The sequence below is a fragment of the Streptomyces chumphonensis genome (assembly GCF_014779715.1).
GTDB lineage: Bacteria > Actinomycetota > Actinomycetes > Streptomycetales > Streptomycetaceae > Streptomyces > Streptomyces chumphonensis.
This window is the reverse complement of sequence record NZ_JACXYU010000019.1, coordinates 16696-37592: the sequence shown is the minus strand read 5'-3', so window position 1 is coordinate 37592 and position 20897 is coordinate 16696. Positions and strand designations below refer to the sequence as shown.

Annotated in this window: 20 protein-coding genes; 7 read left to right on the top strand and 13 right to left on the bottom strand. The window is 74.2% G+C overall.

Annotated features, from left to right (window positions below):
• Positions 1 to 2: 2 nt before the first annotated feature.
• Genes IF129_RS24470 through IF129_RS24455 form a run of 4 tightly spaced genes read right to left on the bottom strand, consistent with a single transcriptional unit; the run spans position 3 to position 5129 of the window.
• On the bottom strand, positions 3 to 293 hold the full coding sequence (locus tag IF129_RS24470; RefSeq protein ID WP_191212004.1) for a phosphopantetheine-binding protein: 291 nt from the start codon (positions 291 to 293) through the stop codon (positions 3 to 5).
• A complete protein-coding gene (locus IF129_RS24465; RefSeq protein WP_191212003.1) occupies positions 290 to 1258 on the bottom strand; it encodes a threonine ammonia-lyase in 969 nt (322 codons plus the stop codon). Before IF129_RS24465 ends, IF129_RS24470 begins: the two co-directional genes overlap by 4 nt.
• Positions 1255 to 2796 carry an amino acid adenylation domain-containing protein gene (locus tag IF129_RS24460; protein WP_191212002.1) on the bottom strand — a complete coding sequence of 514 codons (1542 nt, stop codon included), beginning with the start codon at positions 2794 to 2796 and terminating at the stop codon, positions 1255 to 1257. The genes IF129_RS24465 and IF129_RS24460 overlap by 4 nt, the downstream gene beginning before the upstream one ends.
• Entirely contained in the window at positions 2796 to 5129 is a 2334-nt protein-coding gene (locus tag IF129_RS24455; protein WP_191212001.1) for a lantibiotic dehydratase, read from the bottom strand. The genes IF129_RS24460 and IF129_RS24455 overlap by 1 nt, the downstream gene beginning before the upstream one ends.
• 172 nt (positions 5130 to 5301) lie before the next feature.
• Between IF129_RS24455 and IF129_RS24450 the strand changes: the two genes are divergently transcribed.
• Entirely contained in the window at positions 5302 to 5511 is a 210-nt protein-coding gene (locus IF129_RS24450) for an MbtH family protein (RefSeq protein ID WP_191212000.1), read from the top strand.
• Between the two features lie 75 nt (positions 5512 to 5586).
• Here IF129_RS24450 and IF129_RS24445 read toward each other — a convergent pair whose 3' ends face one another.
• Positions 5587 to 5994 (bottom strand): ATP-binding protein, encoded by a 408-nt coding sequence (locus IF129_RS24445; RefSeq protein ID WP_191211999.1) that lies wholly within the window; start codon positions 5992 to 5994, stop codon positions 5587 to 5589.
• A gap of 227 nt (positions 5995 to 6221) precedes the next feature.
• On the opposite strand from IF129_RS24445, the gene IF129_RS24440 reads away from it, so the two are divergent.
• Positions 6222 to 6455: a DUF397 domain-containing protein gene (locus IF129_RS24440; protein ID WP_191211998.1), complete on the top strand. Its 234-nt coding sequence runs from the start codon at positions 6222 to 6224 to the stop codon at positions 6453 to 6455.
• Here IF129_RS24440 and IF129_RS24435 read toward each other — a convergent pair.
• On the bottom strand, positions 6442 to 6906 hold the full coding sequence (locus IF129_RS24435) for an NUDIX hydrolase (protein WP_191211997.1): 465 nt from the start codon (positions 6904 to 6906) through the stop codon (positions 6442 to 6444). The genes IF129_RS24440 and IF129_RS24435 overlap by 14 nt on opposite strands.
• Before the next feature lie 169 nt (positions 6907 to 7075).
• Between IF129_RS24435 and IF129_RS24430 the strand changes: the two genes are divergently transcribed.
• Positions 7076 to 7750, top strand: a complete 675-nt coding sequence (locus tag IF129_RS24430; protein ID WP_191211996.1) for a pentapeptide repeat-containing protein — start codon at positions 7076 to 7078, stop codon at positions 7748 to 7750.
• Between the two features lie 270 nt (positions 7751 to 8020).
• Here IF129_RS24430 and IF129_RS24425 read toward each other — a convergent pair whose 3' ends face one another.
• Positions 8021 to 9292 (bottom strand): MFS transporter, encoded by a 1272-nt coding sequence (locus IF129_RS24425; RefSeq protein ID WP_191211995.1) that lies wholly within the window; start codon positions 9290 to 9292, stop codon positions 8021 to 8023.
• A gap of 147 nt (positions 9293 to 9439) precedes the next feature.
• Here IF129_RS24425 and IF129_RS24420 point away from each other — a divergent pair, with 147 nt between their 5' ends.
• Positions 9440 to 10123, top strand: a complete 684-nt coding sequence (locus IF129_RS24420) for a TetR/AcrR family transcriptional regulator (RefSeq protein ID WP_191211994.1) — start codon at positions 9440 to 9442, stop codon at positions 10121 to 10123.
• Positions 10124 to 10426: 303 nt separating this feature from the next.
• The gene (locus IF129_RS24415) at positions 10427 to 13546 is read left to right on the top strand and encodes an alpha-N-acetylglucosaminidase (RefSeq protein WP_191211993.1); all 3120 of its coding nucleotides are present in this window, start codon (positions 10427 to 10429) and stop codon (positions 13544 to 13546) included.
• An 18-nt stretch (positions 13547 to 13564) separates the two neighbouring features.
• On the opposite strand, the gene IF129_RS24410 is transcribed toward IF129_RS24415, so the two are convergent.
• The gene (locus tag IF129_RS24410; protein ID WP_191211992.1) at positions 13565 to 14095 is read right to left on the bottom strand and encodes an SRPBCC family protein; all 531 of its coding nucleotides are present in this window, start codon (positions 14093 to 14095) and stop codon (positions 13565 to 13567) included.
• A gap of 171 nt (positions 14096 to 14266) precedes the next feature.
• Here IF129_RS24410 and IF129_RS24405 point away from each other — a divergent pair, with 171 nt between their 5' ends.
• Positions 14267 to 15868, top strand: coding sequence for an MFS transporter (locus IF129_RS24405; RefSeq protein ID WP_191211991.1), 1602 nt, complete (start codon positions 14267 to 14269; stop codon positions 15866 to 15868).
• A gap of 1 nt (position 15869) precedes the next feature.
• Here the strand turns inward: IF129_RS24405 and IF129_RS24400 are convergent, their stop codons facing one another.
• From IF129_RS24400 to IF129_RS24390, 3 genes are all read right to left on the bottom strand, one after another.
• Positions 15870 to 16268, bottom strand: coding sequence for an ankyrin repeat domain-containing protein (locus IF129_RS24400; protein ID WP_191211990.1), 399 nt, complete (start codon positions 16266 to 16268; stop codon positions 15870 to 15872).
• Between the two features lie 100 nt (positions 16269 to 16368).
• Positions 16369 to 17361, bottom strand: coding sequence for an asparaginase (locus IF129_RS24395; RefSeq protein ID WP_191211989.1), 993 nt, complete (start codon positions 17359 to 17361; stop codon positions 16369 to 16371).
• Positions 17362 to 17408: 47 nt separating this feature from the next.
• A complete protein-coding gene (locus IF129_RS24390) occupies positions 17409 to 18044 on the bottom strand; it encodes an RsiG family protein (RefSeq protein WP_191211988.1) in 636 nt (211 codons plus the stop codon).
• A 118-nt stretch (positions 18045 to 18162) separates the two neighbouring features.
• Between IF129_RS24390 and dtd the strand changes: the two genes are divergently transcribed.
• Positions 18163 to 18588 carry a D-aminoacyl-tRNA deacylase gene (gene dtd / locus IF129_RS24385; RefSeq protein WP_191211987.1) on the top strand — a complete coding sequence of 142 codons (426 nt, stop codon included), beginning with the start codon at positions 18163 to 18165 and terminating at the stop codon, positions 18586 to 18588.
• A 25-nt stretch (positions 18589 to 18613) separates the two neighbouring features.
• Here the strand turns inward: dtd and IF129_RS24380 are convergent, their stop codons facing one another.
• Positions 18614 to 19453 (bottom strand): carbohydrate ABC transporter permease, encoded by an 840-nt coding sequence (locus IF129_RS24380; RefSeq protein ID WP_318153927.1) that lies wholly within the window; start codon positions 19451 to 19453, stop codon positions 18614 to 18616.
• Positions 19454 to 19548: 95 nt separating this feature from the next.
• Positions 19549 to 20892 carry a carbohydrate ABC transporter permease gene (locus tag IF129_RS24375; protein ID WP_191211985.1) on the bottom strand — a complete coding sequence of 448 codons (1344 nt, stop codon included), beginning with the start codon at positions 20890 to 20892 and terminating at the stop codon, positions 19549 to 19551.
• Between the last annotated feature and the right edge of the window lie 5 nt (positions 20893 to 20897).

The following is a 20897-nucleotide window of genomic DNA, read 5'->3' as shown; positions in this document are numbered from 1 at the left end:
CCTCACACCTGGGCCAGGTCGGCGTCGACGACGTCGGCGAGGTCGGCGGGCGTCGGGTAGGCGAAGACGAGGGCCACGGCGACCTCCACGCCGAGGGCGTCCTGGAGCGTCGCGGTGACGCGGAAGGCGGTCAGCGAGTCGCCGCCCCACGCGTAGAAGTCGCTGTCCTGGTCGATCTCGGGCGAGCCCAGCGCCTCGCGGTAGGCGTCGGTGACCAGGGCGGTGAGCGCCGCGCCGGTGGGACGCCCGGCCGCGTCGGCGGTGGCGGGGCTCGCGTGGGTGGTCGTGGTCATGGCAGGTCCTCCCGGTGGGGATAGGTGGTGGCGGCCCGCAGGGCCGTGGCGGTGTTGCCGCCGGAGACGACGGCGACGACGCGGCCGCCGTCGCGGCCGAGGCGCAGCGCCCCGGCCAGCGCGACGGCGCCGCTCGGTTCGGCCTCGACGCCGTGGCCGCGCAGCAGCCGGAGGGCGGCGAGGATGGCGCTGTCGGTCACCGCGACCAGGTCGTCGACCCGGTCGCGGACGAGGGGGTAGGTCACCGCGCCCGGCTCCTGGGCGCGCAGCCCGTCGGCGACGGTGTCGCTGGGCGCCAGCCGGACGGGTCGCCCGGCCGCCAGGGAACGGCCGTAGCGGGGCGTGGCCGCCGGCTCGACGCCGACGATCCGCACCGCGTGGTCGCGGGCGGCCAGGCAGGTGCCCGCCAGCAGTCCGCCGCCGCCGACCGGCACGCAGAGCGTGGTGGTCTCCGGCGCGTCCTCCAGGATCTCCCGGGCGACGGTGCCCTGGCCCGCGACGACGAGTTCGTGGTCCGAGGACGGCACCAGGCGGGCGTCCGTCAGCTCGGCCAGCTCCCGGGCCCGCGTCTCGCGTTCGGCCACGCCGCCCGGCACCTGTACCGTCCGGCCGCCCAGCGCCCGGATCAGCGCCGCCTTGGCCGGGTCGGCCCCGGCGGCCAGCACGACGGTGACCTCGACGCCCAGCGGCGCCGCGAGCCGGGCCAGCGCGATGCCGTGGTTGCCCGAGGAGCCGGTGACGATCCGCCGGGCCCCGAGCGCCAGCACCGCGTTCGCGGCGCCGCGCAGCTTGAACGAGCCGCCGTACTGGAGGTGTTCGGCCTTCAGCCGCAGCCGCCAGCCAGAGCGCCGCTTGCCCGGCACGGGCAGCCCCGCCAGCAGCGGCGTCCGCAGGACCCGTCCGGCGATGCGCCCCGCGGCCTCCTCTACGGCGGCCGGGCCCGGGGAGACGAGGGTGGTGGTCATGACCGTCCCCCGCTTCCGGCCAGGGCGCGGCGGTCCGCCTTGCCGCTGCGGGTCGTGGGCAGCGCGGCCAGCCGCTCGAAGCGGCGCGGCATCAGGTGCGGGGGCAGCGTGGTCGCCAGGTGGGTGCGGAGCGCGCCGTCCGTCGTGCCGGACAGGTCACCCGTCACGTGGGCGACGAGGAAGAGCCGCCCGCGCTCGTCGCGCTCCGCCGTGACGACGGCGCCGGTGACGCCCCGGTGGCCCAGCAGCGCGCCCTCGACCTCGGCCGGGTCCACACGGTGGCCGCGCAGCTTGATCTGCCGGTCGGTGCGGCCCAGGTACTCCAGCCCCTCCGGCCCTGCCTGCGCCAGGTCGCCCGTGCGGTACAGCCGCGCGCCGGGCGGGCCCAGCGGGTCGGGCACGAACCGGTCGGCGGTGCGGGCGGGCAGCCCCCGGTAGCCGCGCGCGACCCCGATCCCGCCGATGAACACCTCGCCCACGGCGCCGTCCGGCACGGGGGCGAGGTCGGCGTCCAGCAGCCGCACCACGACCCCGTCGATCGGCGTGCCCACCACGTCGGCCGGGCCACCCGTGCCCTCCGACCGCTCGCGCTGCCCGGTTCCGCCCGGCACGACGTGGCGGGTGGAGGTCATGGTGCACTCGGTGGGCCCGTACTGGTTGACCAGCCGGCCCTCAACCAGCTCCCGGCCGCCCGCCGCGAGGAACGGCCGCAGCGACTCCCCGCTGGAGACCACCAGCCGCACCCCGGCCAGCAGGTCCCGCGCGTCCGGCTGCCCGGCGAGGAAGGCCAGGAACGACGGCGTCACGCTGAGCAGCGCGTTCACGCCGTGGCGGCGCACGGCCGCCCCGAACGCGTCCGGCCGCATCAGCTCCGCGCGGGGCACCAGGACGAGCCGCCCGCCCGCCAGCAGCGGCGCGAACGTGTCCCGGACGGCCGCGTCGTAGCCCTGCGGCGCGGTCTGGAGCGCCACGGTGTGCGGGCCGAGACCCTGGTCACGGACGAGCCGGCGCAGGTAGGAGTCGGCCGACCGCCGCTCGATGAGGACGGGGCTCGGCGCGCCCGTGGAGCCGGAGGTGTGGCTGACGTAGGCCAGCGCCCGGCCGTCCACCGACTCCGGCTCCGGTGCGGGCGTCGGGCCGTCGGTGGCGGGGGCGTCCACGAGCACCGGTCCGCCGGGCACGTCCGCACCGGGCAGGCCGCCGCGTGCGGCCGACTCCGCCGTCGTCACCACCAGTTCCGCCCCGCCGCTCGCCGCCAGCTCGGCCAGCCGCGCGGGCGGCTGCTCCACGTCGAGGCCGAGGAACGCCGCGCCCGCCCGGAGCACCGCCGCCGGGGCCACGACGGCGTCCACGCCGCGCGGCACCGCCACGGCGCACACCCGCTCCGGTCCCGCGCCCCGGGTCCGCAGCACGGCGGCCAGCCGTTCGATCCGCGTCGCGAGTTCGGCGTAGGTCACGTCCCCGTCCGGGGTGGTGACGGCCGTCCGGTCCGGCGTGCGGGCCGCGTGGCCCAGGATGTCGTCGACGAACGTGCCCATCACGCACCCCCGTCGGCGGCGTCCGCCCGGTCCACGACCGTCTGGTCGACGGCGACGAAGCGCAGCTCGGAGGTGTACGTGCGGCCCTGGTCGTCCGGCAGCCACGCCTGCTCCGGCGTGGGCAGCATCTCGCTGACCTTCAGCCGGGCCTCCGGGTCCTTGCGGGCCAGCCTGCGCACCGCCTTGGCGAGGATGTTCAGGTACACCGGGCTGTCGAAGTCCACGTAGAACGGCCGGGGTTCGGTCGGGGAGACGACGAACACGAACCGCGGCAGTTCGTGTTCCTGCCGCCAGTGCCGGGCCCGCACGAAGCGCCGGGCCTCGGACTTCTCGTCGGCGAAGCCGAGTCCGCCCGCCCGGAACGTCCACGTCTCCCGCGCGACGACCGTCCGGTCCAGCGTGATGCGCGGCGTGTGCTCCCCCTCGGGGCGCAGCGTGAAGCGGTCCATGACGCGCTGCGTGAGGGTGTTGGCGTAGACGTCGAGCAGGTCGAAGCGGCTCCCGTCCGGCAGGACGGCGGTGAGCCGGCCCGCGTCGTCCTCCACCGCGACGTCCGCGCTGAGCACCGTGCGCGGACGGTGCGGGTCGCCGGTGTCGTCGACCAGCGCCACGTAGTGGTCCTCCGGCCGGTCCAGTGAGGGCCGGCTGCGCGAGGACCACTTCAGCGGCAGCTCCTTGGGCAGCATCGGCAGCAGCCGGGGGCCGGGGAAGTCCCGGCTCGTCTCCGCGACGAGGGCCGCCGGCTCGGGGTGCTGGTGCACGAAGAGGGAGGCGCCCATCGTGTTGAGCGCGCAGTGCATCTCGCCCAGCACCAGGTCGAACTCGCCCCGCTCGACCGCCTCCGGGCCCTCGGCCAGCACCAGCAGGTCCGGGCTGACGTAGCGGGCCAGCGACCAGCCCGCGCCGGGCTCCTCGAACTCCTCCCGCACCCGGTCCGCGAGGTCCGCCGTGGACCGCCGCACCCGGCGCACGCCCTCCGGCAGCTCCAGCACGCGCGCCCACTTCGCCCGCAGCTCGGCCTGGACGGCGTCGAGGTCCTGGTCCGCCCCCGGGTACGGCGAGGGCAGGCCGGACAGCCACAGCGTCGCCAGGTCCACCGGCCCGCGCGCCGCGAGCCGCTCGTACAGCGCCCGCAGCCGGGCGGTCGCCAGCTCCGCGAAGCGGTTGGTCAGCCAGCGCGCCGAGGTCAGGCACAGCCCGAGCGGCGTGAGTTCGCCCAGCAGCGCCGTGCCGAGCGTGGCCGTCGCGGCCCGGCGGCTGTCGGAGTAGACCAGGCCCCGGCAGGGCGCGGTCCGCGCCCCCTTGGCCCGCTGGCCGTCGGTGGCCGTCAGCGCGGCGAAGTCCGCCTCCAGGGCGCTGATCGCCGACGTCAGCGCCTCGGCGTCCACCCCGGCGGCCCGCACGGCGTCCCGGCCGCGCTCCAGCACGTCCAGCCGCTCCAGTGCCGCCTCCCGCACCCGCGCGTCACCGACGCGCTCCAGGATCTCCCGCAGCGCGCGCTCGGGGTACGTGCTGCTGGGCACGTCCAGCCGCCAGTGCACCCACCGCTTCCCCTGCAACCAGCGCACGGTCTCGGCCACCTCGGCCTCCTCGCGGCCGAGTTCGGCGGCGAGGACGCTGACCGGCCGCGTCCCGTCGCAGAGCTCCAGCACGGCGTGCGCCGCGTCCGGCAGCGGCTGCGGGGCCCGCCCCGGCACCTGGACCGTGCCGTCCCCCAGCCGCGCGAACGACACCCGCCGGGGCGGTATCCACGCCAGCAGTTCCGGGTCGGCGGCGAGCGTCGTGGCGAGGGCGTCGATCGCCCAGCTGGCGAAGTACACCCCGGACGTCTCCAGGAACCCCTCGCCGGGGTCGACGGCCAGACCGCGCGTGCCGAGGTCCCAGCGGCCCCAGCCGACGGGGCCGAAGAAGCCGATGGTGTCGTTCTTGACGCAGAAGCGCTGCCAGTAGTGGGCGACGAGCTCCTCCCGCTGCCGGGGCATCGAGCTGCGGCTGTCGGCGGTCGGCGTCCAGGCCAGGAACGGCGCGATGCCGGTGCGCAGGACCGCCGGGTTCTGCCAGGCCACCGCCGCCCGGAAGCGGGGGTCGGCGGCGACCTCCTGGAGGAACCGCGCGGTGTGCACGGCACCGGCGTCGAACGCCTCGGTGAAGTGCTCCCACTCCGGGCCGTCCAGCCGGTCGCCGGGCGCGAACTTGTCCGCCGCCGGCGCCAGCCCGGGCGGTGCGGTGCGCAGGACCCCCTCGGCGGGGAAGCCGGGGCCGCGCAGCGCGAAGTGCTCCCACAGCCGCCAGCCGCCGGTGGGCAGGTGCACGTGGTCCGGGACGTCCGTCATGGCGAACTCCTTCCAGGGGTTGCCCGGAACCCTGCCGCCGCCGCGCCCGCGCCACCAGGGAAGGACGGGCAGCGCCCGGCACCGTTCCTTCTGCGCGTTTGTCCCTATGTCCGCTCCGCCGACCGGGGCACGCTGTGCCCCGACGACCGATCGAACGCGGGAGGACGCAGCGATGAGCCAGAGCGACGAGCCCGGCTACCGGGTGGTGCGGAACGACGAGGAGCAGTACTCGGTGTGGCGGCAGGACCGGGCCCTCCCGGACGGCTGGCACGCCGAGGGCACGACCGGCACCCGGCAGGAGTGCCTGGACCACATCGGCCGGGTGTGGACGGACATGCGCCCGCTGAGCCTGCGCCGCCGCATGGCGGAGAGCGGCGCGTGACATGACCGGGGTCGGGCCGGGGCGGGAGGGGGTGCCGCCCCGCCCCGCCCCCTCCGGCCCCGAAGGTGACGCCGGCTAGGAAGCCCGCAGTTCCGCCCAGACGACCTTGCCCGGCCCCTGACGGTCGGAGACGCCCCACCTCGCGGCCAGAACGTCGACCAGTGGGAGTCCCCACCCGCCGGTGGCGCCCCCGGTCGTCAGTTCCCTCACCGGCCGGACGTCGCACGCGTCGTGCACCTCGACGCGCAGCCCATCGGGCACGAAGACATACCGCGTTTCGATCTGCCGACCCGGGGCGTGCGCGTGTCGGACGGCGTTGGTCATCAGCTCTGACAGGACGAGTGAGGCTTCCTCCTCGATGGCCGTGAGCCCCCAGGTCGCCGGCGTGACTCGAAGACCTGCTCGCGCTTTGCTGACGTTGCGCGGATCGCGGTCCCACCGAAGGACGACCGGTGCAGGTGGCGCGAGACCGGGCTGATCCATCAGGCCACCTCCACACCGTGGATGAAGCGTGGCCCGACGTCGACACCGTGAACGGCGAACCCATGAGCCTGACGGTGGCGTCCGGAGGGAGGCAGGAGAAACCGCAACAGCGGTTCGCACGTCAACGTCTTCGATCAACTGCGCTCCGAGGCGATGTCCCCGGAAGAGAGCGCGGGACGGATGCGCGGTCTCCTGGATGAGACGCTGCAACGAATGGAAGAGGAATCATGACCGCCGACATCGTGACCATGTTCCGCAAGTCGTCCTACTCGGACCAGGAAGGTGATTGCGTGGAAGTCGCCCTGACCGCTGGCGAAGGACGGGCGATACGAGACAGCAAGCAGGCAACGGCCGGCATGGTGCGATGCGGCAAGGCGGCCTGGATTTCGTTCATCACCGAAGTGAGCGCCGAAGCCGGTGTCACCACCGACAGCGGGACGACCGTCGTCACATCGCAGTGAGACGTTTCCCCGGAGGCGTGGGCCCGGGCACGGGGACTCGGCCCAGCAAGGCGGCGTCAAGGTAGACCTGCACCGACTCGAACAGCCCGTACGGTACGTACTGCGGGATCTCGTCGTGGGCGACCCAGGCGAGTTCGGCCAGCTCCTCGGTGTCCGCGACGTGCGCCGTACCGGCCAGCACCTCGCAAGCGGCGTACGACATCACACGCCCTGTCTTGGGGTGGACGCGCTCGCCGAGAAGCTTCACCATTGCCACGGTCAACCCGGTCTCTTCCCGGGTCTCCCGCACGGCGGCGTCCTCACGAGCCTCTCCGGGCTCGACTTCTCCGGCTGGGAACTGCCAGGACAGCTGTCCCTCGCTGATCCGGCGGCGCACCAGGAGCACACGGCCCTCGTGAACGACGATGGCGGCGGCGATACCCGGCCGCTTCTCCGTGTTCCGCTGTGTCACGTCTCGTCCTCCCGAACGGCCGAGTGGGTGGGAAGACCGTACCGACGGGACGTGGCAGGCCACTTTGACCAGCTTCTGCTTCGGATCACTGGAAGAACAAGTAGCCCGGACGGGGCGGTCGTGCCGACGCACCGGCAGGGCCGCCCCGGCTCGACGTTGAAGGAGCACCATGGCCAGTCGTACCTTCGGCCACGTCACCGTGACCACCCCCGACCTTGATGAGCCCGGCCTGTACCTGTCCGTGGTCGAGACACTGGACAGTCCCCGCGACGCCGTGCAGGACTTCACCTACGGGGATGTGGACCTGCGCTCGCTCGCCCTCACCGGGATCCGGCTCATCACGGGCAGGGTCAGCGACGTCCGCGCGAAACAGGTCGAGTTCGAGGCGTTGAACCTGCACGGTGTGGAGATCACCAGCAGTGATCTCGGCTCGGTCCGCTGGAGCGGAAGCAAGCTCACCCGGGTCCATGTCCGTGACTGCAGGATCATGGGCGCCGCGCTTGACGGGATGGTCCTGGACGACGTGCTGTTCGAGAAGTGCCGTTTCGACTACGCCGGCTTCCGGAAGGTGCGTGCCGCAGGCCCCGTCGCCTTCGTCGGCTGTGCCCTCACGGAGGTCACGTTCACCGACTGCGACCTGTCCGACGCCGTCTTCTCGGACTGCGGACTCGAACTGACCGAGTTCGGCGCAGGCCGGTACCGGGACACCGATCTCCGCGGCAATGACCTCTCGCAGATCCGGGGCGTCGCCAACCTGGCCAAGATCCGCATCGACTCCGGCCAGCAGGCGGATCTTGCCCAGGCCCTCGTGGACGAACTCGCCCTCACTCTCGGAGACGACTGATCAGAGGTGACAGGACCCGCGTGGCGAGGAGGAGTCCGTGGTCCCGGCCGGCCTGGGGCCGCTGCGGTGCGCTGACGTCCGGGACGGCGATCGGGTGGTGCCGGGGCGTCGCGTCGGGGTGGCGGGGTCGACCGAGGGAGACCGCCATGGCGGTACGGATCTCGTGGTCGACCGGTGAGGTGACGTGTCACAGAGTGAGGTCGCCCGCGACGGTCTGAGCGTCGTTCACCGGTTCGGTGTTCGTGGACGTTCGCTGTGTGCCCGTGCCGTTCATCGCACCTGCCTCAGGTCTTCGGCGTCGGACTGGAAGCCCTCGCGAAATCTGGGGTGGGTGAACGTGAACAGCGCGACCGCCGCCATGATCACCGCACCCACGAGGGCCGGCAGGGAAGGAGCCGTGCCGTACAGCACCGTGCCGGCGATGGGGGCGACGACGAAGGTGAGCCCGTTGGTGGCGTTGACCAGGCCGGCCAGCGCGCCCTGTTCGTCGCGCCTCACCAGCAGGGTCGGACCTGCCGTGTACCCGGGTGTCGCCAGCCCGAGCCCGACGCCGATGAGGACGTTCGCGGCCACGAGCGGTGCCAGTCCGAGATCGGGGGTCAGCAGGATGAACCCGAGCACGGCGGTGGCGCTTCCGACGCGCAGCAGCGCCGGTGGCGTCCAGTTCACCCGGGGGACGATCACCGCTTGGGCGAGGATGAGGCCGACGCCGGCGGCGAGGAGCGCGCCGCCGGTGACGACGCCGGTCAGTGCCGAGTCGAGGTCGAGCCGGTCCTGTACGAGGAACCCCATGATGACCTGGATGAAGCCCAGCGAGGTGAACATCCCGAACCCGGCGACCAGGAAGGGCCACACGCGGGGGTCGAGTGGGTTCACCTGCGCCGGGGAGGGGATGAGTTCGTGTCGTGCCTCGGCGCGCAGTCGGGTGGCGAGCAGAAGCAGTGCGGCCGCCATCAGCACGGGTGTCGCGATCAGCGGCACGATCAACCCGAACGCCGAGAGCGCGCCGCCGACGAGTGCACCGCCGACCATGGCCATGGCCTGCACCGACCCGACGCCGGCCATCCCTTTGACGCGGGCCTGCTCGTCGGTCGTGATGTCGGCGATGTACGCCTGGGCGGTCGGTGGCACCGCGGCGATCGCGCCGCCGAAGCCGACCCCGCGCAGGAGCAGAAAGGCGACGAAGAGCGCGGTGCCGGTGATCGCTCCCGTCATGCCGAACCAGGCCACCACCGCGAACCCGGTCATCGTGGCGGTGGCGATCGCGCAGGCGGTGACGAGTACCGGTTTGCGTCCGAGCGACTGTGAACGCCGGCCCCAGAACTGACTGGTGAGCACCACGGCCAGTGCCGCTGTGCTGACGGTCGCCCCGATCTGCCATTCGGCGAGTCCGACCTCGCGCGACAGTGGCGCGATGATCGGACTGAGGCTCATGTGGCCGAGGAAGACCAGGAAGACCGCGCCGAGCAGCAGGGGTACCTGCGGTTTCCGCTGGGCCGCCTCGGATATGACGGTCGGGCCCGGTTGGTGATGTTCGGCCATGGGTGTCCTTTATGCGCGGGCATCGGATGGGTGGGTGCCAATGTTTACAGCGTTATAATCGCAGAGTTAAAGTAAGGCATGCCTAACTTCGCCGTCAAGGGGTGTCGGCGTCGGCGAGAATGAGGGACGAGGTGAGGAGGCCCGCACATGACAGAGACCTCGACGACCCCGTTCCATGTGGGCATGACGCCGGAGCGCGTCATCGACGGCGCCGTTCACCTCACACGCGAGTCGCACCTGTGGGGGTGGTCCATCCGCGACCTGGCGCGTCATCTCGATGTCACGCCGCCGGTCGTGTACCACCACGTCGGAGGTAAGGACCTTCTCGCGCGCCGCGTCGTCGAGCGCACCACACAGGGTCTGGCGGTGCCCCCCTCGGAGCTGGAATGGCGACAGTGGTTCCGCGTTCTGCTGGCGGACGTCTACCCACGCGTGGCGTCGTGTCCGGGCACCGCGAAGTGGCTCCTCATGCACGGCCCGGCGTTTCCCGCCGTGCTCCCGGTGCTCCAGGCCGGGATCGCGAAGCTGGTCCGGGCGGGCTTCGCCGAGGACGCGGGCTTCGCCTATGCGGCCATGTTGAACAACGCGCTCATGACGGTCTCAACGGGCGACGAGAGGCTGGTGCACGAGGACGATGGTCCACGCGACCACCGCGCGATGATGGCGGAGTTCGAGCGCGCTGGTGCTCAGATCCCCGACGTCGCCCCGGTGCTCGACCAGTTCATGCGGCCGTTCCTCGACGGGGGTGCGGCCGCCCGGCTGGAGCGTCGACGCTACTACGACTACATCGTCGAGAGCACGATCGCGGGGGTGGCCGCACTGCGGCGTTGACGATGCCGCAGGCGGGATGGTGGCGCCACCCCGACGGCACCGCGGGATCTCGCGGTCGGCGGCCGGGCCGAGCCGGCCACGATCCGCATCGACTCCGGCTGACCGGGCGGTGCGGGACCCCGGCACGGCGAGGAGGGGTCCGCGGTCCCGTCCGGCCCGGGTCCGCCGCGGCGCGTTGACGTCCGGGACGGCGATCGGGTGGTGCCGAGGGTGACGGGCCGGGGTGGCGGGGGCGTTCGCGGGGTGCCGGTCGTTAACGTCGCGTGCGCGGGGGCGTCACGTCGGGCGCCCAGCGTGGGGAGCATGGTGAACGTACCGAGCGGCCCGGCCGGGCCGAGCAGGCGGCTGCTGCTGGGGTCCGCCGGGGCGCTGGGCGCGGGGCTGGCCCTGACGGGCAGCAGCCCCGGCCGGGGCGTACCGTCCGGCGGTGGCGAGGGGAGCGGAGGCGGCATGGAGGCGGCCCGCGCGGCGTTGGAGCGGCTGCTGCCCGACCACGCCGACCAGTTCGCGCTCACCCTCCTCGACGGCCGGGAGCGGTTCACCCTCGGCGGGGGCCGGGGCGCGGTGGAGATTGGCGGGACGAGCCCGGCGGTCGCGCTGACCGGCGTCCACTGGTACCTGAAGTACACCTGCCGGGCGCACCTGAGCTGGGCCGGTTCGCAGACGGAACTGCCCACGACGCTCCCCGCGCCGCGCGCGGCGGAGGAGCGCGCCGCCACCGTGCCGCACCGTTTCGCGCTCAACGACACGCACGACGGCTACACCGCCCCGTACGCGGACTGGCCGCGCTGGGAGCGGCTCATCGACGTCCTGGCGCTGCACGGCGTCAACGAGGTGCTCGTCACGCCGGGCACGGAGGCGGTGTACCACCGGCTGCTCCAGGAGTTCGGGTACACGGAGCGCGAGGCGCGGGCCTGGGTCCCGGCGCCGACGCACCAGCCGTGGTGGCTGCTGCAGAACATGTCCGCGTACGGCGGCCCCGTCGGCCCGGAGCTGCTGGCCGCCCGGACGGAGCTGGGCCGGCGCATCGCGGCACGGCTGCGGGAGCTGGGCATGGCGCCGGTGCTGCCGGGCTACTTCGGTACGGTGCCGCGCGGCTTCGCGGCCCGGAACGCCGGGGCCCGCACCGTCCCGCAGGGCACCTGGGCGGGCCTGCCCCGCCCGGACTGGCTGGACCCGCGCACGGACGCCTTCGCCGCCGTGGCCGCCGCGTTCTACGCGCACCAGCGGGAGCTGTTCGGCGCGCCCGCGCACGTCAAGATGGATCTCCTGCACGAGGGCGGCGACGCGGGGGACGTGCCCGTCCCGGAGGCCGCGCGCGGCGTCGAGCGCGCCCTTCACGCGGCCCTGCCGGACGCGACGTGGGTGATCCTCGGCTGGCAGCACAACCCGCGCCGGGAGCTGCTGGAGGGCCTGGCGCGCCCGGAGCGGATGCTCGTGGTGGACGGGCTGTCCGACCTCGAACGCGTCACGGACCGGGAGGCGGACTGGGGCGGCGTGCCGTACGCCTTCGGCACGATCCCCAACTTCGGCGGCCGCACGACGCTCGGCGCGAAGACGCACCGCTGGGCGGAGCGGTTCACGGCGTGGCGGGACCGGTCGGGCAGCGCCCTGCGCGGTACGGCGTTCATGCCGGAGGCGGCCGAGCGCGACCCGGCGGCGTTCGAGCTGTTCAGCGAGCTGGCCTGGCGCGAGGAGCCGGTGGATCGGGCGGCGTGGTTCGCGGAGTACGCCGACTTCCGCTACGGCGGCCGGGACCCGGCGGCGCGGGAGGCGTTCGCCGCGCTGCGGGAGACGGCCTACCGGATCGACTCCCGCGACGGCCGTCCGCACGACAGCGTGTTCGCGGCCCGGCCGAGCCTCACCGCGCGCTCCGGCACGTACTACGCCACCCACAGCCCGGCCTTCGACCCGCCCGCCTTCGACGCCGCCTTCGCCGCCCTGCTGCGCGTCGCCGCCCCGCTGCGCGGGAGCGACGCCTACCGGTACGACGTGGTCGACGCCGCCCGGCAGGCCGTCGCCAACCGCTCCTGGCTGCTGATCGGCCGGTTGGAGGAGGCGTACGCGGAGAAGGACCGGCGGACGTTCGCCCGGCTGGCGACGCTCTGGCTGGAGTTGATCCGGCTGGCGGACGACGTGGCCGGGGCGCACCGCGGCTTCCTCCTGGGGCCCTGGCTCGCCGACGCCCGCCGGAGCGCGGCCGGTGCCGAGGAGCGGGCGGAGCTGGAGCGCACCGCGCGGGTGCTGCTGACCACGTGGGCGGACCGGCCGACGGCCGACGGCGGCCGGCTCGCCGACTACGCCAACCGCGACTGGCACGGGCTCATCGCCGACGTCCACCTCGTCCGCTGGCGGCGCTATCTCGACGAGCTCCAGGACGCGCTCGCCGCCGACCGGCCGCCGAGGACGTTCGACTGGTACGCCCACGAGGAGCCGTGGACGCGGCGGACCGACGACCATCCGCAGCGGGCCGTCCACGACGCCCACCGCACCGCCCTGCGCGCCCACGACGTGCTGGCCCGCGCGCCGTTCCAGGGCGGCGTCGCCCTGGCCGCCGAGCCCCGCTCGCTGCCGCCGGGCGGGGCCGCCGAGGTGACGGCGACGTTCCGCAACGAGAACGGGCTGCGGCCGACGGGAGCCGTCGACCTGACGCTGGCCGGGCCCGCCGGTGCGGTGCCGCTGAGCCGTACGTCCTGGGGCCGGGTGGCGCCCGGTGGGCGGGTCTCGGCGCGTTGGCGGGTGCCCGCGCCGGATGGTGCGCCGCAGCGCCCCCTGGAGCCGCTGCCGTACGAGGTGGCGGTCGCGTACGGCCCGCAGGGCGAGCCCCGGGTCCGCACCACCGGGCGCGGCACCCTCTTCGTCGCCGGGCCGCTGGGCGAGGGGTGGCGCACGCACACGACGAACGAGGCGGTCTTCGGCCGCCTCGGCGACCGGTACGCGGTGCACGGCGGTGGGGCCGACCTGTGGCGTCGCACCGAGGAGTTCGGCACGCTGTTCCGGCCCGGCGCGCTGGGCGAGGAGGGTTCCGCGGAGGTGGCCGTCACCGCGCAGCCGGACACCGGGCCGTGGGCGCGGGCGGGCGTGATCGTCCGCGACGACCTGGCCGGGACGCGCGGCGGGGGCGGCGTGAACCTCGCCGTCACCCCCGGGCACGGCGTCGTCCTGGCCTATGACGCGGACGGCGACGGGGCGTTCGACACCTACCGGCGCGTGACGGGGGTGCGGGCGCCGGTGCTGCTGCGTCTGACCCGGATCGGGCCGGTGTTCACCGGGGCGTACTCCGCGGACGGGGGCGGGACGTGGCGGACGGTGGCCACGGTGGACGTCCCCGGCGCCGCGCCCCGCCAGGACGCCGGCCTGTTCATGACGGCCGCGTCCGAGGCGAGGGCGACGGTGGAGTTCGCCGGCTGGTCGCTGCGCTGAGCCCCGGCCGGGCGGGCGTCAGCGTGCCTCGGCGAGCTCCTTGATCCCGGCCAGCGTCGCCTCGATGCCGCCCCGCAGGGCGGCGAGGCGACCGGCGATGATCTCCCCCTCCTTCTCCGGCGCCTGGGCGATGTAGGAGCTGAGGCCGGAGGGGGCGGGGCCGACGCGCACGGAGTGCCGCAGCAGGGTGCCGCCGTCGGCGGCGGAGAGTTCGAAGCGCCAGTGGCACAGGGGTTCGGCGGTGGCGGCGGGGGCGGGAGCGCCGAACCGGCCGTCCGGGTCGACGACGTCCCAGGCGAGGACGCGCTCCTCGGCCACCTCCACGATGCGGCTCGTGGTCGTCCACTCGCCGATGTCGGGGTTCTTGTTGTGCCCGGCGAAGAGGGCGCCGGGCACGGCCGCGTCCGCTCCGTCGAGCCACTCGACGCGCTGGAGCTCGGGGCTGAACCGGGCGGGTGTGCCGATGTCCGCCACGAGCGTCCACACCGTGGCGGGGGTGGCGTCGACGTGGGTCTCGCTGCTCGTGGCGGGGCCGTCCGCGTACCGCATGCGCACTCCTCGTGTCGGTTCGTCCCGGGCCGCATCCGGCCCGGCAACATTCAGGAACCGCAAGGGATTTGAGCCCATTCCCGAGCAGGTGCGGCAGGGCCGTGAGCCGTGTCACAGGGGTGGCGAAAAACGTTTGACTTCACGTCGGGTTGAACTTCTAGGTTGAGCCCCATGACGCCTCACGCGACCACGGGGGAACGCGCCGGGCGGCGCGAGTGGACCGGTCTCGCCGTGCTCTCCCTGCCCACCCTGCTCCTCTCCCTCGACATGACCGTGCTGCACCTCGCGGTGCCCAAGCTCAGCGCCGACCTCGCACCCAGCAGCACGCAGCTGCTGTGGATCGTCGACATCTACGGCTTCCTCATCGCCGGGTTCCTCATCATCATGGGCACGCTCGGCGACCGCGTCGGACGGCGGCGGCTGCTCCTCACCGGGGCGGCGGCCTTCGGCGTGGCCTCGGTGCTCGCGGCGATGTCGGACAGCGCCGGCATGCTCATCGCGACGCGGGCGCTCCTCGGCCTGGCGGGGGCGACGCTGATGCCCTCGACCATGTCCCTCATCCGCAACATGTTCCACGACCCGCGGCAGCGCACGGTGGCGATCAGCGTGTGGATGTCCAGCTTCATGCTGGGCGCGGGCGCCGGACCGCTGGTCGGCGGGGCGATGCTCGAACACTTCTGGTGGGGCTCGGTCTTCCTGCTGAGCGTGCCCGTGATGGTGCTCCTGCTGGTCGCCGGACCGTTCCTGCTGCCGGAGTTCCGCGACCCGACGGCCGGCCGGATCGACGTCGTCAGCGCCGCGCTCTCCCTCGGCACCGTGCTCTCCGTCGTGTACGGGATCAAGCAGACCGCCGAGCACGGCGTCGGCCTCGTGCCCGTCCTCGCCGCGCTCGCGGGGCTGGTGCTCGGGGTGGTGTTCGTCCGCCGCCAGCGGACGCTGGCCACCCCCTTCCTGGACCTGAGGCTGTTCCGCAGCCGGGGCTTCACCGTCTCGCTGACCACCGTGGCCCTGTCCATCTTCGCGATGGGCGGCGTGATCTTCTTCGTCGCCCAGTACCTCCAGATGGTGCTGGACATGTCCCCGTTCACGGCGGGCCTCTACTCGCTGCCGGGCGTGCTCGCCGGCATGGTCGGCATCCTCGCCGCCCCCGCCCTGGCGCAGCGGTTCCCGGCCGCGTACCTCATGGGCGGCGGGCTGCTGGTCGCCGCGCTGGGGGTCGGGATGCTGACCACGCTCACCCCGGAGTCCGGCGCGGCGACGGCGGTGACGGCCCTGGTCGTCCTGCACGTCGGCTTCGGCCCGATGATCGCCCTCGGGACGGACATGATCATCGCCGGTGCGCCGCCCGAGCGGGCGGGCGCGGCGTCGGCCATCTCCGAGACCGGCACCGAGATGGGCATGGCCCTGGGCATCGCGGTGCTCGGCAGCGTCGGGGCGGCGATCTACCGCACCGAGATCGGCGGCCGACTCCCGGCGGGGCTGCCGCCCGAGGCGACGGACGTGGCGAGCGACACCATCGGCGGCGCGGCCGGTGTCGCCGAGCAACTGCCGGGCGCCCTCGGTGCGGCGCTGATGGACGCCGCCGGGGAGGCGTTCGTCACCGGCCTGCGCACGACCGCGGCCGTCAGCGCCGTCATCGTGGCCGTCATCGCCGTGGCCGCCACCGCCTTGCTGCGGGGCGTCACCCCCGGTGACGGCGGCGGCCACGGGGAGCCGCCCGCCGGGGACGACGGGCCGCGCGGACGCGGGGAGCCGGTGGAGGCCGGCCGGTAGGTCACACGGCGCCGAACAGCCGCAGCAGCTCCTCCTTGCCGAACATCCGGGCCGTGTCGACGGCACTGGGCGTCCCGGCCGTCGGGTCCGCGCCTCCGTCCAGGAGGGCGCGGACCACCTCGTCCTCCCCCTTGAAGACCGCCCCGGCCAGCGGCGTCTGCCCCCGGTCGTTCGGCTTGTCCGCGTCGGCGCCGCGCTCCAGCAGGGCCCGGACGGCCCCGGCGTGGCCGTGGTAGGCGGCCAGCATGACGAGGGAGTCGCCCTTGTCGTTGGTGAGGTTCGGCGGGACGCCCGCGTCGACGTAGGCGGCGACGGTGTCCGTCTCGCCGCGTCGCGCCAGGTCGAAGATCTTCGCGGCGAGTTGCAGGACCTCGGGGTCGTGAGCGGGCTCTTCCGTCATGGGGACCTCCTGCGCAGGCGGTGGGCGTGATCGTTCTCCGTCACCCTACGCACGTGCCCGTCCGCCCGGCCGGTACGCCCGGGGCCCGCCGCCCGGCGGGTCAGAACACCGCGCGGACCTCGCCCACGGGGACGCCGCCGCCGAGCAGCGGGTGCGCGGCGATGCGCGCCGTCACCGGCCCGGTCACGCCCAGCCGCTCCAGTGCCCGGCCGAGCACCGGGCCGAGGGCGCGCACCCCGCCGTCGTCCAGTTTGAAGGCCAGCGCCCGCCCGTCCGGCAGGGCCACCGCCTGCACGGCCTCGGCGCCCATCTTGGACAGCGCCCCCGGGACCTCGCGCATCAGCCACGTGTCGTGCCGCCGCGTCCCCGCGACGTGCTCGGGGTGCGCCCGCATGGCGTCGGCGACGCGCCGCTCGGCCGTGCCGGGCGCGGCGGTGACGAGCGCGCGGAAGCCGCGCGCCAGGCCGGTGAGGGAGACGGCGAGCAGGGGGGCACCGCAGCCGTCGACGCCGGTGGCGGCGACCGTCTCGCCCGTGGCCTCCTCGACGACGTCGGCGACGAGCCGCTGCAACGGGTGCGCCGGGTCGAGGTAGGAGTCGGCGGGCCACCCGGCGGCCCGGCAGGCCGCCAGCATCGCGGCGTGCTTGCCGGAGCAGTTCATGGTGAGCCGGGCCCGCTCCAGCCCGGACCGCAGGTACGCCTCCGCCTCGGCCGGGTCCAGCGGCAGGTCGGCCGGGCACCGCAGGTCGTCCTCGGCGAACCCGTGCTCGGCCAGGACCCGCGCCGCCAGCTCCCGGTGGAAGGGCTCCCCGGAGTGGCTCGCGGCGGCCAGCGCGAGGCGCTCACCGCTCAGCGCCGCCCCGGCGCGCAGGCACGCCACGGCCTGGAAGGGCTTGTTGGACGAGCGGGGGAAGAGGGGGGCGGCGACGTCGCCCAGGGACCACGCCACCTCGCCGTCCGGACCGAGGGCGACGAGCGCCCCCCGGTGGCGGCCCTCGGTGAAGCCGGAGCGGACGATCTCCGCGAGGACGGGCGGGACGGCCCCCGGGGCTATCGGACCGGCGGGCGGGGACGGCGGCGTGGTGGACGGCATGGGGCCCCTCGGAGCTGCTGGGACGGCCCGCCGCCCGAGGGGTCGCCTCAGGCCAGCAGGTCGTCGATGTGTGCTTCGCCCTCACGGTACCTGCGGGCGATCTCGGCGCTGCAATCGTCGGCCGTGCGCTGCACGCTCTGGCGGCGCCGCGAGACCTCGGCCTCGTAGCCGACGAGCCGGCCCATGGCCTCGCGCAGCTCGCCCTCGGTGCGGGCCGAAAGGTCGGAGAGGGCCACCTCGCCGAGCATCGCCTCGGCCAGCGCCCGGTACGCCTCGCCGCGCGGCGCGCCGACCGTCACGTGCCGGGAGGAGCGCTGCCGGGAGGGGCCGTCGGCCAGGATCTGCGGCAGCCGGTCGACGAGGGGCACGGCGGCGTCCCGCCGCCCGGCCAGCTCGGCGCGGAGGATGTCGATGCGGCCCTGGAGGAGCCGGCGGACGTAGCTGAGGTCGGCCTCGTGGTGCTGCGCGGTGCGGCGCAGGGTCCGCAGCCGGGGCAGTCCCAGCCCCGCCAGGCCGTCGCCCCCACCGGGTTCCGGGGCTCCGGGCGGCACCGGCGTCTCCGGCCAGAGGACGGCGTCGGCCTCGTGGTGCGGGACGCGTTGCTGCGGCGGACACGGCGGTGCTCCGCCGACCCCGGTCCCACGGGTGGCGCCGGTGGTCCGGCCGGCTGCGGCTGTGCTCATCGTCGTCCCCTTGTCCCCGGTCCCACTCGTGCGTTGTGCACCGGTTCGTGCCCGCATCGTGTCACTTGGGAGGTACCGCGCGCAGCGCCTTGACACCCATCCGGCGCATGATGGACCCATGCGAGCAGTAGTTCAGAGGGTGAACGGCGCCCGGGTGGCGGTGGGTGGCGAGACGGTCGGGGAGATCGTCGGCGAGGGGTTGTGCGTCCTGGTCGGGGTCACGCACGACGACACGTCGAAGGAGGCGGAGTGGCTGGCCCGCAAGCTGTGGGGGCTGCGGATCCTCTCCGGGGAGAAGTCCTGCTCCGACGTGGGTGCCCCGCTGCTGGTGGTGAGTCAGTTCACGCTGTACGGGGACGCGCGCAAGGGCCGCCGCCCGACGTGGCAGGCGGCGGCCCCGGGCCCGGTGGCCGAGCCGCTGGTCGACGAGGTCTGCGCCCGGCTGCGGGCGCTGGGCGCGACCGTCGCGGAGGGCCGGTTCGGCGCCGACATGCAGGTCGGACTGGTGAACGACGGCCCGTTCACGGTGCTGCTGGAGACGTGAGCCGGGCGGGCGGCGGCGCCCGTCCCTACTTCACCGAGCCGGCCATCACCCCCTGCACGAAGTGGCGCTGGAAGGCGAAGAAGACGAGCACCGGCACGATGAGCGACAGGAAGGCCCCTGGCGCCAGGATGCCGATGTTGGAGCCGAACTGCCGCATCTCCGACTGGAGTGCCACCGTGAGCGGCTGGGAGGACGTGTTGGCGAACAGCAGGGCCACCAGCATGTCGTTCCAGACCCACAGGAACTGGAAGATCGCCAGGCTCGCGATGGCCGGGCGGCCCAGGGGCAGCACGAGCCGGACGAAGATCCGCGCCTCGCCGCCCCCGTCGATCCGGGCCGCCTCCAGCATCTCCTTGGGGATCTCCGCGAAGTAGTTGCGCAGCAGGAAGACGGCGAACGGCAGCCCGTAGGCGACGTGGAACAGCACCACGCCCGGGATCGTGCCGTACAGCCCGAGTCGGCCGAAGAGTTCGGCGATCGGCAGCAGGCCGATCTGCACGGGCACGACCAGCAGGGCCACCACGAGCAGGAAGACGGCGTCCCGGCCGGGGAACTCCAGCCAGGCGAAGGCGTATCCGGCCAGCGCCGCCACCGCGACGACGAGGAACGTCGTCGGCACGGAGATCATCACCGTGTTCCAGAACGCCTGCACGATGCCCGAATCGGCGAGCAGTTCGCTGTAGTTGTCGAACGACAACTGGGCCGGCTCGGTCAGCGCCGTCCACCAGCCGCTGGTGGCGTTCGTCTCCTCGTCGCGCAGGGAGGAGAACAGGAGCCCCGCCAGCGGGGTGATCCACACCAGGGCGACGACGATCAGCAGCGCCTGCACCAGCCCGCCGCTGAGCCAGGACGTGAGCCGGGCCACCGGGCCCCTGCGGCGCCGGGCGCCGGCCGCCGACGCTCCGGCCAGGGCACGTGCGGGCGGGCCGGCGGGACTCCGCTCCAGGGTGTCGTGGGTGCTCAAGACTGGCTCCTGCGGAAGCGTCGGACGTTGAAGATCATGGCGGGCACCACCAGGAGCAGCAGCAGGACGGCGAGCGCGCTGCCGAGTCCCTGGTCGTTGCCGCCGCCGAAGGAGACGAGCCACATCTGCGTGGCCAGCACGTTCGCCTCCTCCTGCACGGTCCCCGGCGCGATGATGTAGACGAGGTCGAAGACCTTCATCACGTTGATCACCAGGGTCACGAAGACGACGGTGAGCACGGGGGCGAGCAGGGGGACGGTGATGCGGCGGAAGATCTGCCACTCGTTCGCGCCGTCCATCCGGGCCGCTTCCAGGGTCTCCCGGGGCAGGGCGGCGAGCCCCGCGCCGATGAGGACCATGGCGAAGCCCGTCCAGATCCACAGGTAGGCGCCGATGATGGCCGGGGTGACGAGGGCCGGGCCGAGCCAGGAGACGCCGCTCCACGGCTCGGCGAAGTTCTCGCCGGGCAGCCGCAGCGTGTAGGCGCCCGGGGCCAGCCCGGCGAACGAGAAGGAGCCGTCGGCCGCCGTCGTCGTCCGGGCCGCGACGGCTCCGCCGCCGTCGAGGGCCTCCACGGCCATGCCCGGCAGCCCGCTCTCCCCGTCGTCGACCCGGCCCGCCTCGCCGCCGCCCCCGGGGACGAAGTCGAGGTGGACGACGCCGCGCAGCTCCTCGGTCGCGGCGGACGGCGCCGCGGCCGGTCCGGCGCCCTCGGGCAGGTCCTTGGGGGCGATGCCGACGAAGCCGAGCGTCACGGTGTCGCCGGGGCCCGCCGTCGCGCCCGTCACGTACGAGCCGCCCTCGCCCGGCTCGACGCCGTGCCCCTCGCGGGCGCGGGCCGTCGGGTAGGGGGACGGGTCGGAGAAGGCGTCGTGGACGCCGACGACGGCCGCGTTGAGGACGCCCTTGTCCGGGTCGTGCTCGTAGGCGAGGCGGAAGATGATGCCGGCGGCCAGGAACGAGACGGCCATCGGCAGGAACATCAGCAGCTTGAACGCCGTCGCCCAGCGGATCTTCTCGGTGAGGACGGCCAGGACCAGGCCGAGCCCGGTCAGCAGCGCCGGGGCGACGACGACCCAGAGGGTGCTGTTGCGGATCGCCGTGAGCGTCGCGGGGTCGCGGAACATCTCGGTGTAGTTGCCGACGCCGACGAACTCGGTGCCGGAGGCGTCGAACAGGCTGCGGCCGACGGAGAAGATCACCGGGTAGACGACGAGTGCGCCGAGCAGCAGCAGTGCGGGCAGCACGAACAGGCAGGCGATCGTGCGTTTGCGCCGCTGGGCCCGGCGCCGCGGGGTGGCGGCGCCGGGGGCGGTCCTGCGATGGGTCGTGGGGGACACGTCGC

What these genes read in the sequence shown, in the direction of transcription:
- IF129_RS24470 (WP_191212004.1), bottom strand. Translation starts at nt 293, where the DNA reads ATGACCACGACCACCCACGCGAGCCCCGCCACCGCCGACGCGGCCGGG.
- IF129_RS24465 (WP_191212003.1), bottom strand. Translation starts at nt 1,258, where the DNA reads ATGACCACCACCCTCGTCTCCCCGGGCCCGGCCGCCGTAGAGGAGGCC.
- IF129_RS24460 (WP_191212002.1), bottom strand. Translation starts at nt 2,796, where the DNA reads ATGGGCACGTTCGTCGACGACATCCTGGGCCACGCGGCCCGCACGCCG.
- IF129_RS24455 (WP_191212001.1), bottom strand. Translation starts at nt 5,129, where the DNA reads ATGACGGACGTCCCGGACCACGTGCACCTGCCCACCGGCGGCTGGCGG.
- IF129_RS24450 (WP_191212000.1), top strand. Translation starts at nt 5,302, where the DNA reads ATGAGCCAGAGCGACGAGCCCGGCTACCGGGTGGTGCGGAACGACGAG.
- IF129_RS24445 (WP_191211999.1), bottom strand. Translation starts at nt 5,994, where the DNA reads ATGGATCAGCCCGGTCTCGCGCCACCTGCACCGGTCGTCCTTCGGTGG.
- IF129_RS24440 (WP_191211998.1), top strand. Translation starts at nt 6,222, where the DNA reads ATGACCGCCGACATCGTGACCATGTTCCGCAAGTCGTCCTACTCGGAC.
- IF129_RS24430 (WP_191211996.1), top strand. Translation starts at nt 7,076, where the DNA reads ATGGCCAGTCGTACCTTCGGCCACGTCACCGTGACCACCCCCGACCTT.
- IF129_RS24425 (WP_191211995.1), bottom strand. Translation starts at nt 9,292, where the DNA reads ATGGCCGAACATCACCAACCGGGCCCGACCGTCATATCCGAGGCGGCC.
- IF129_RS24420 (WP_191211994.1), top strand. Translation starts at nt 9,440, where the DNA reads ATGACAGAGACCTCGACGACCCCGTTCCATGTGGGCATGACGCCGGAG.
- IF129_RS24415 (WP_191211993.1), top strand. Translation starts at nt 10,427, where the DNA reads ATGGTGAACGTACCGAGCGGCCCGGCCGGGCCGAGCAGGCGGCTGCTG.
- IF129_RS24410 (WP_191211992.1), bottom strand. Translation starts at nt 14,095, where the DNA reads ATGCGGTACGCGGACGGCCCCGCCACGAGCAGCGAGACCCACGTCGAC.
- IF129_RS24405 (WP_191211991.1), top strand. Translation starts at nt 14,267, where the DNA reads ATGACGCCTCACGCGACCACGGGGGAACGCGCCGGGCGGCGCGAGTGG.
- IF129_RS24400 (WP_191211990.1), bottom strand. Translation starts at nt 16,268, where the DNA reads ATGACGGAAGAGCCCGCTCACGACCCCGAGGTCCTGCAACTCGCCGCG.
- IF129_RS24395 (WP_191211989.1), bottom strand. Translation starts at nt 17,361, where the DNA reads ATGCCGTCCACCACGCCGCCGTCCCCGCCCGCCGGTCCGATAGCCCCG.
- IF129_RS24390 (WP_191211988.1), bottom strand. Translation starts at nt 18,044, where the DNA reads ATGAGCACAGCCGCAGCCGGCCGGACCACCGGCGCCACCCGTGGGACC.
- dtd (WP_191211987.1), top strand. Translation starts at nt 18,163, where the DNA reads ATGCGAGCAGTAGTTCAGAGGGTGAACGGCGCCCGGGTGGCGGTGGGT.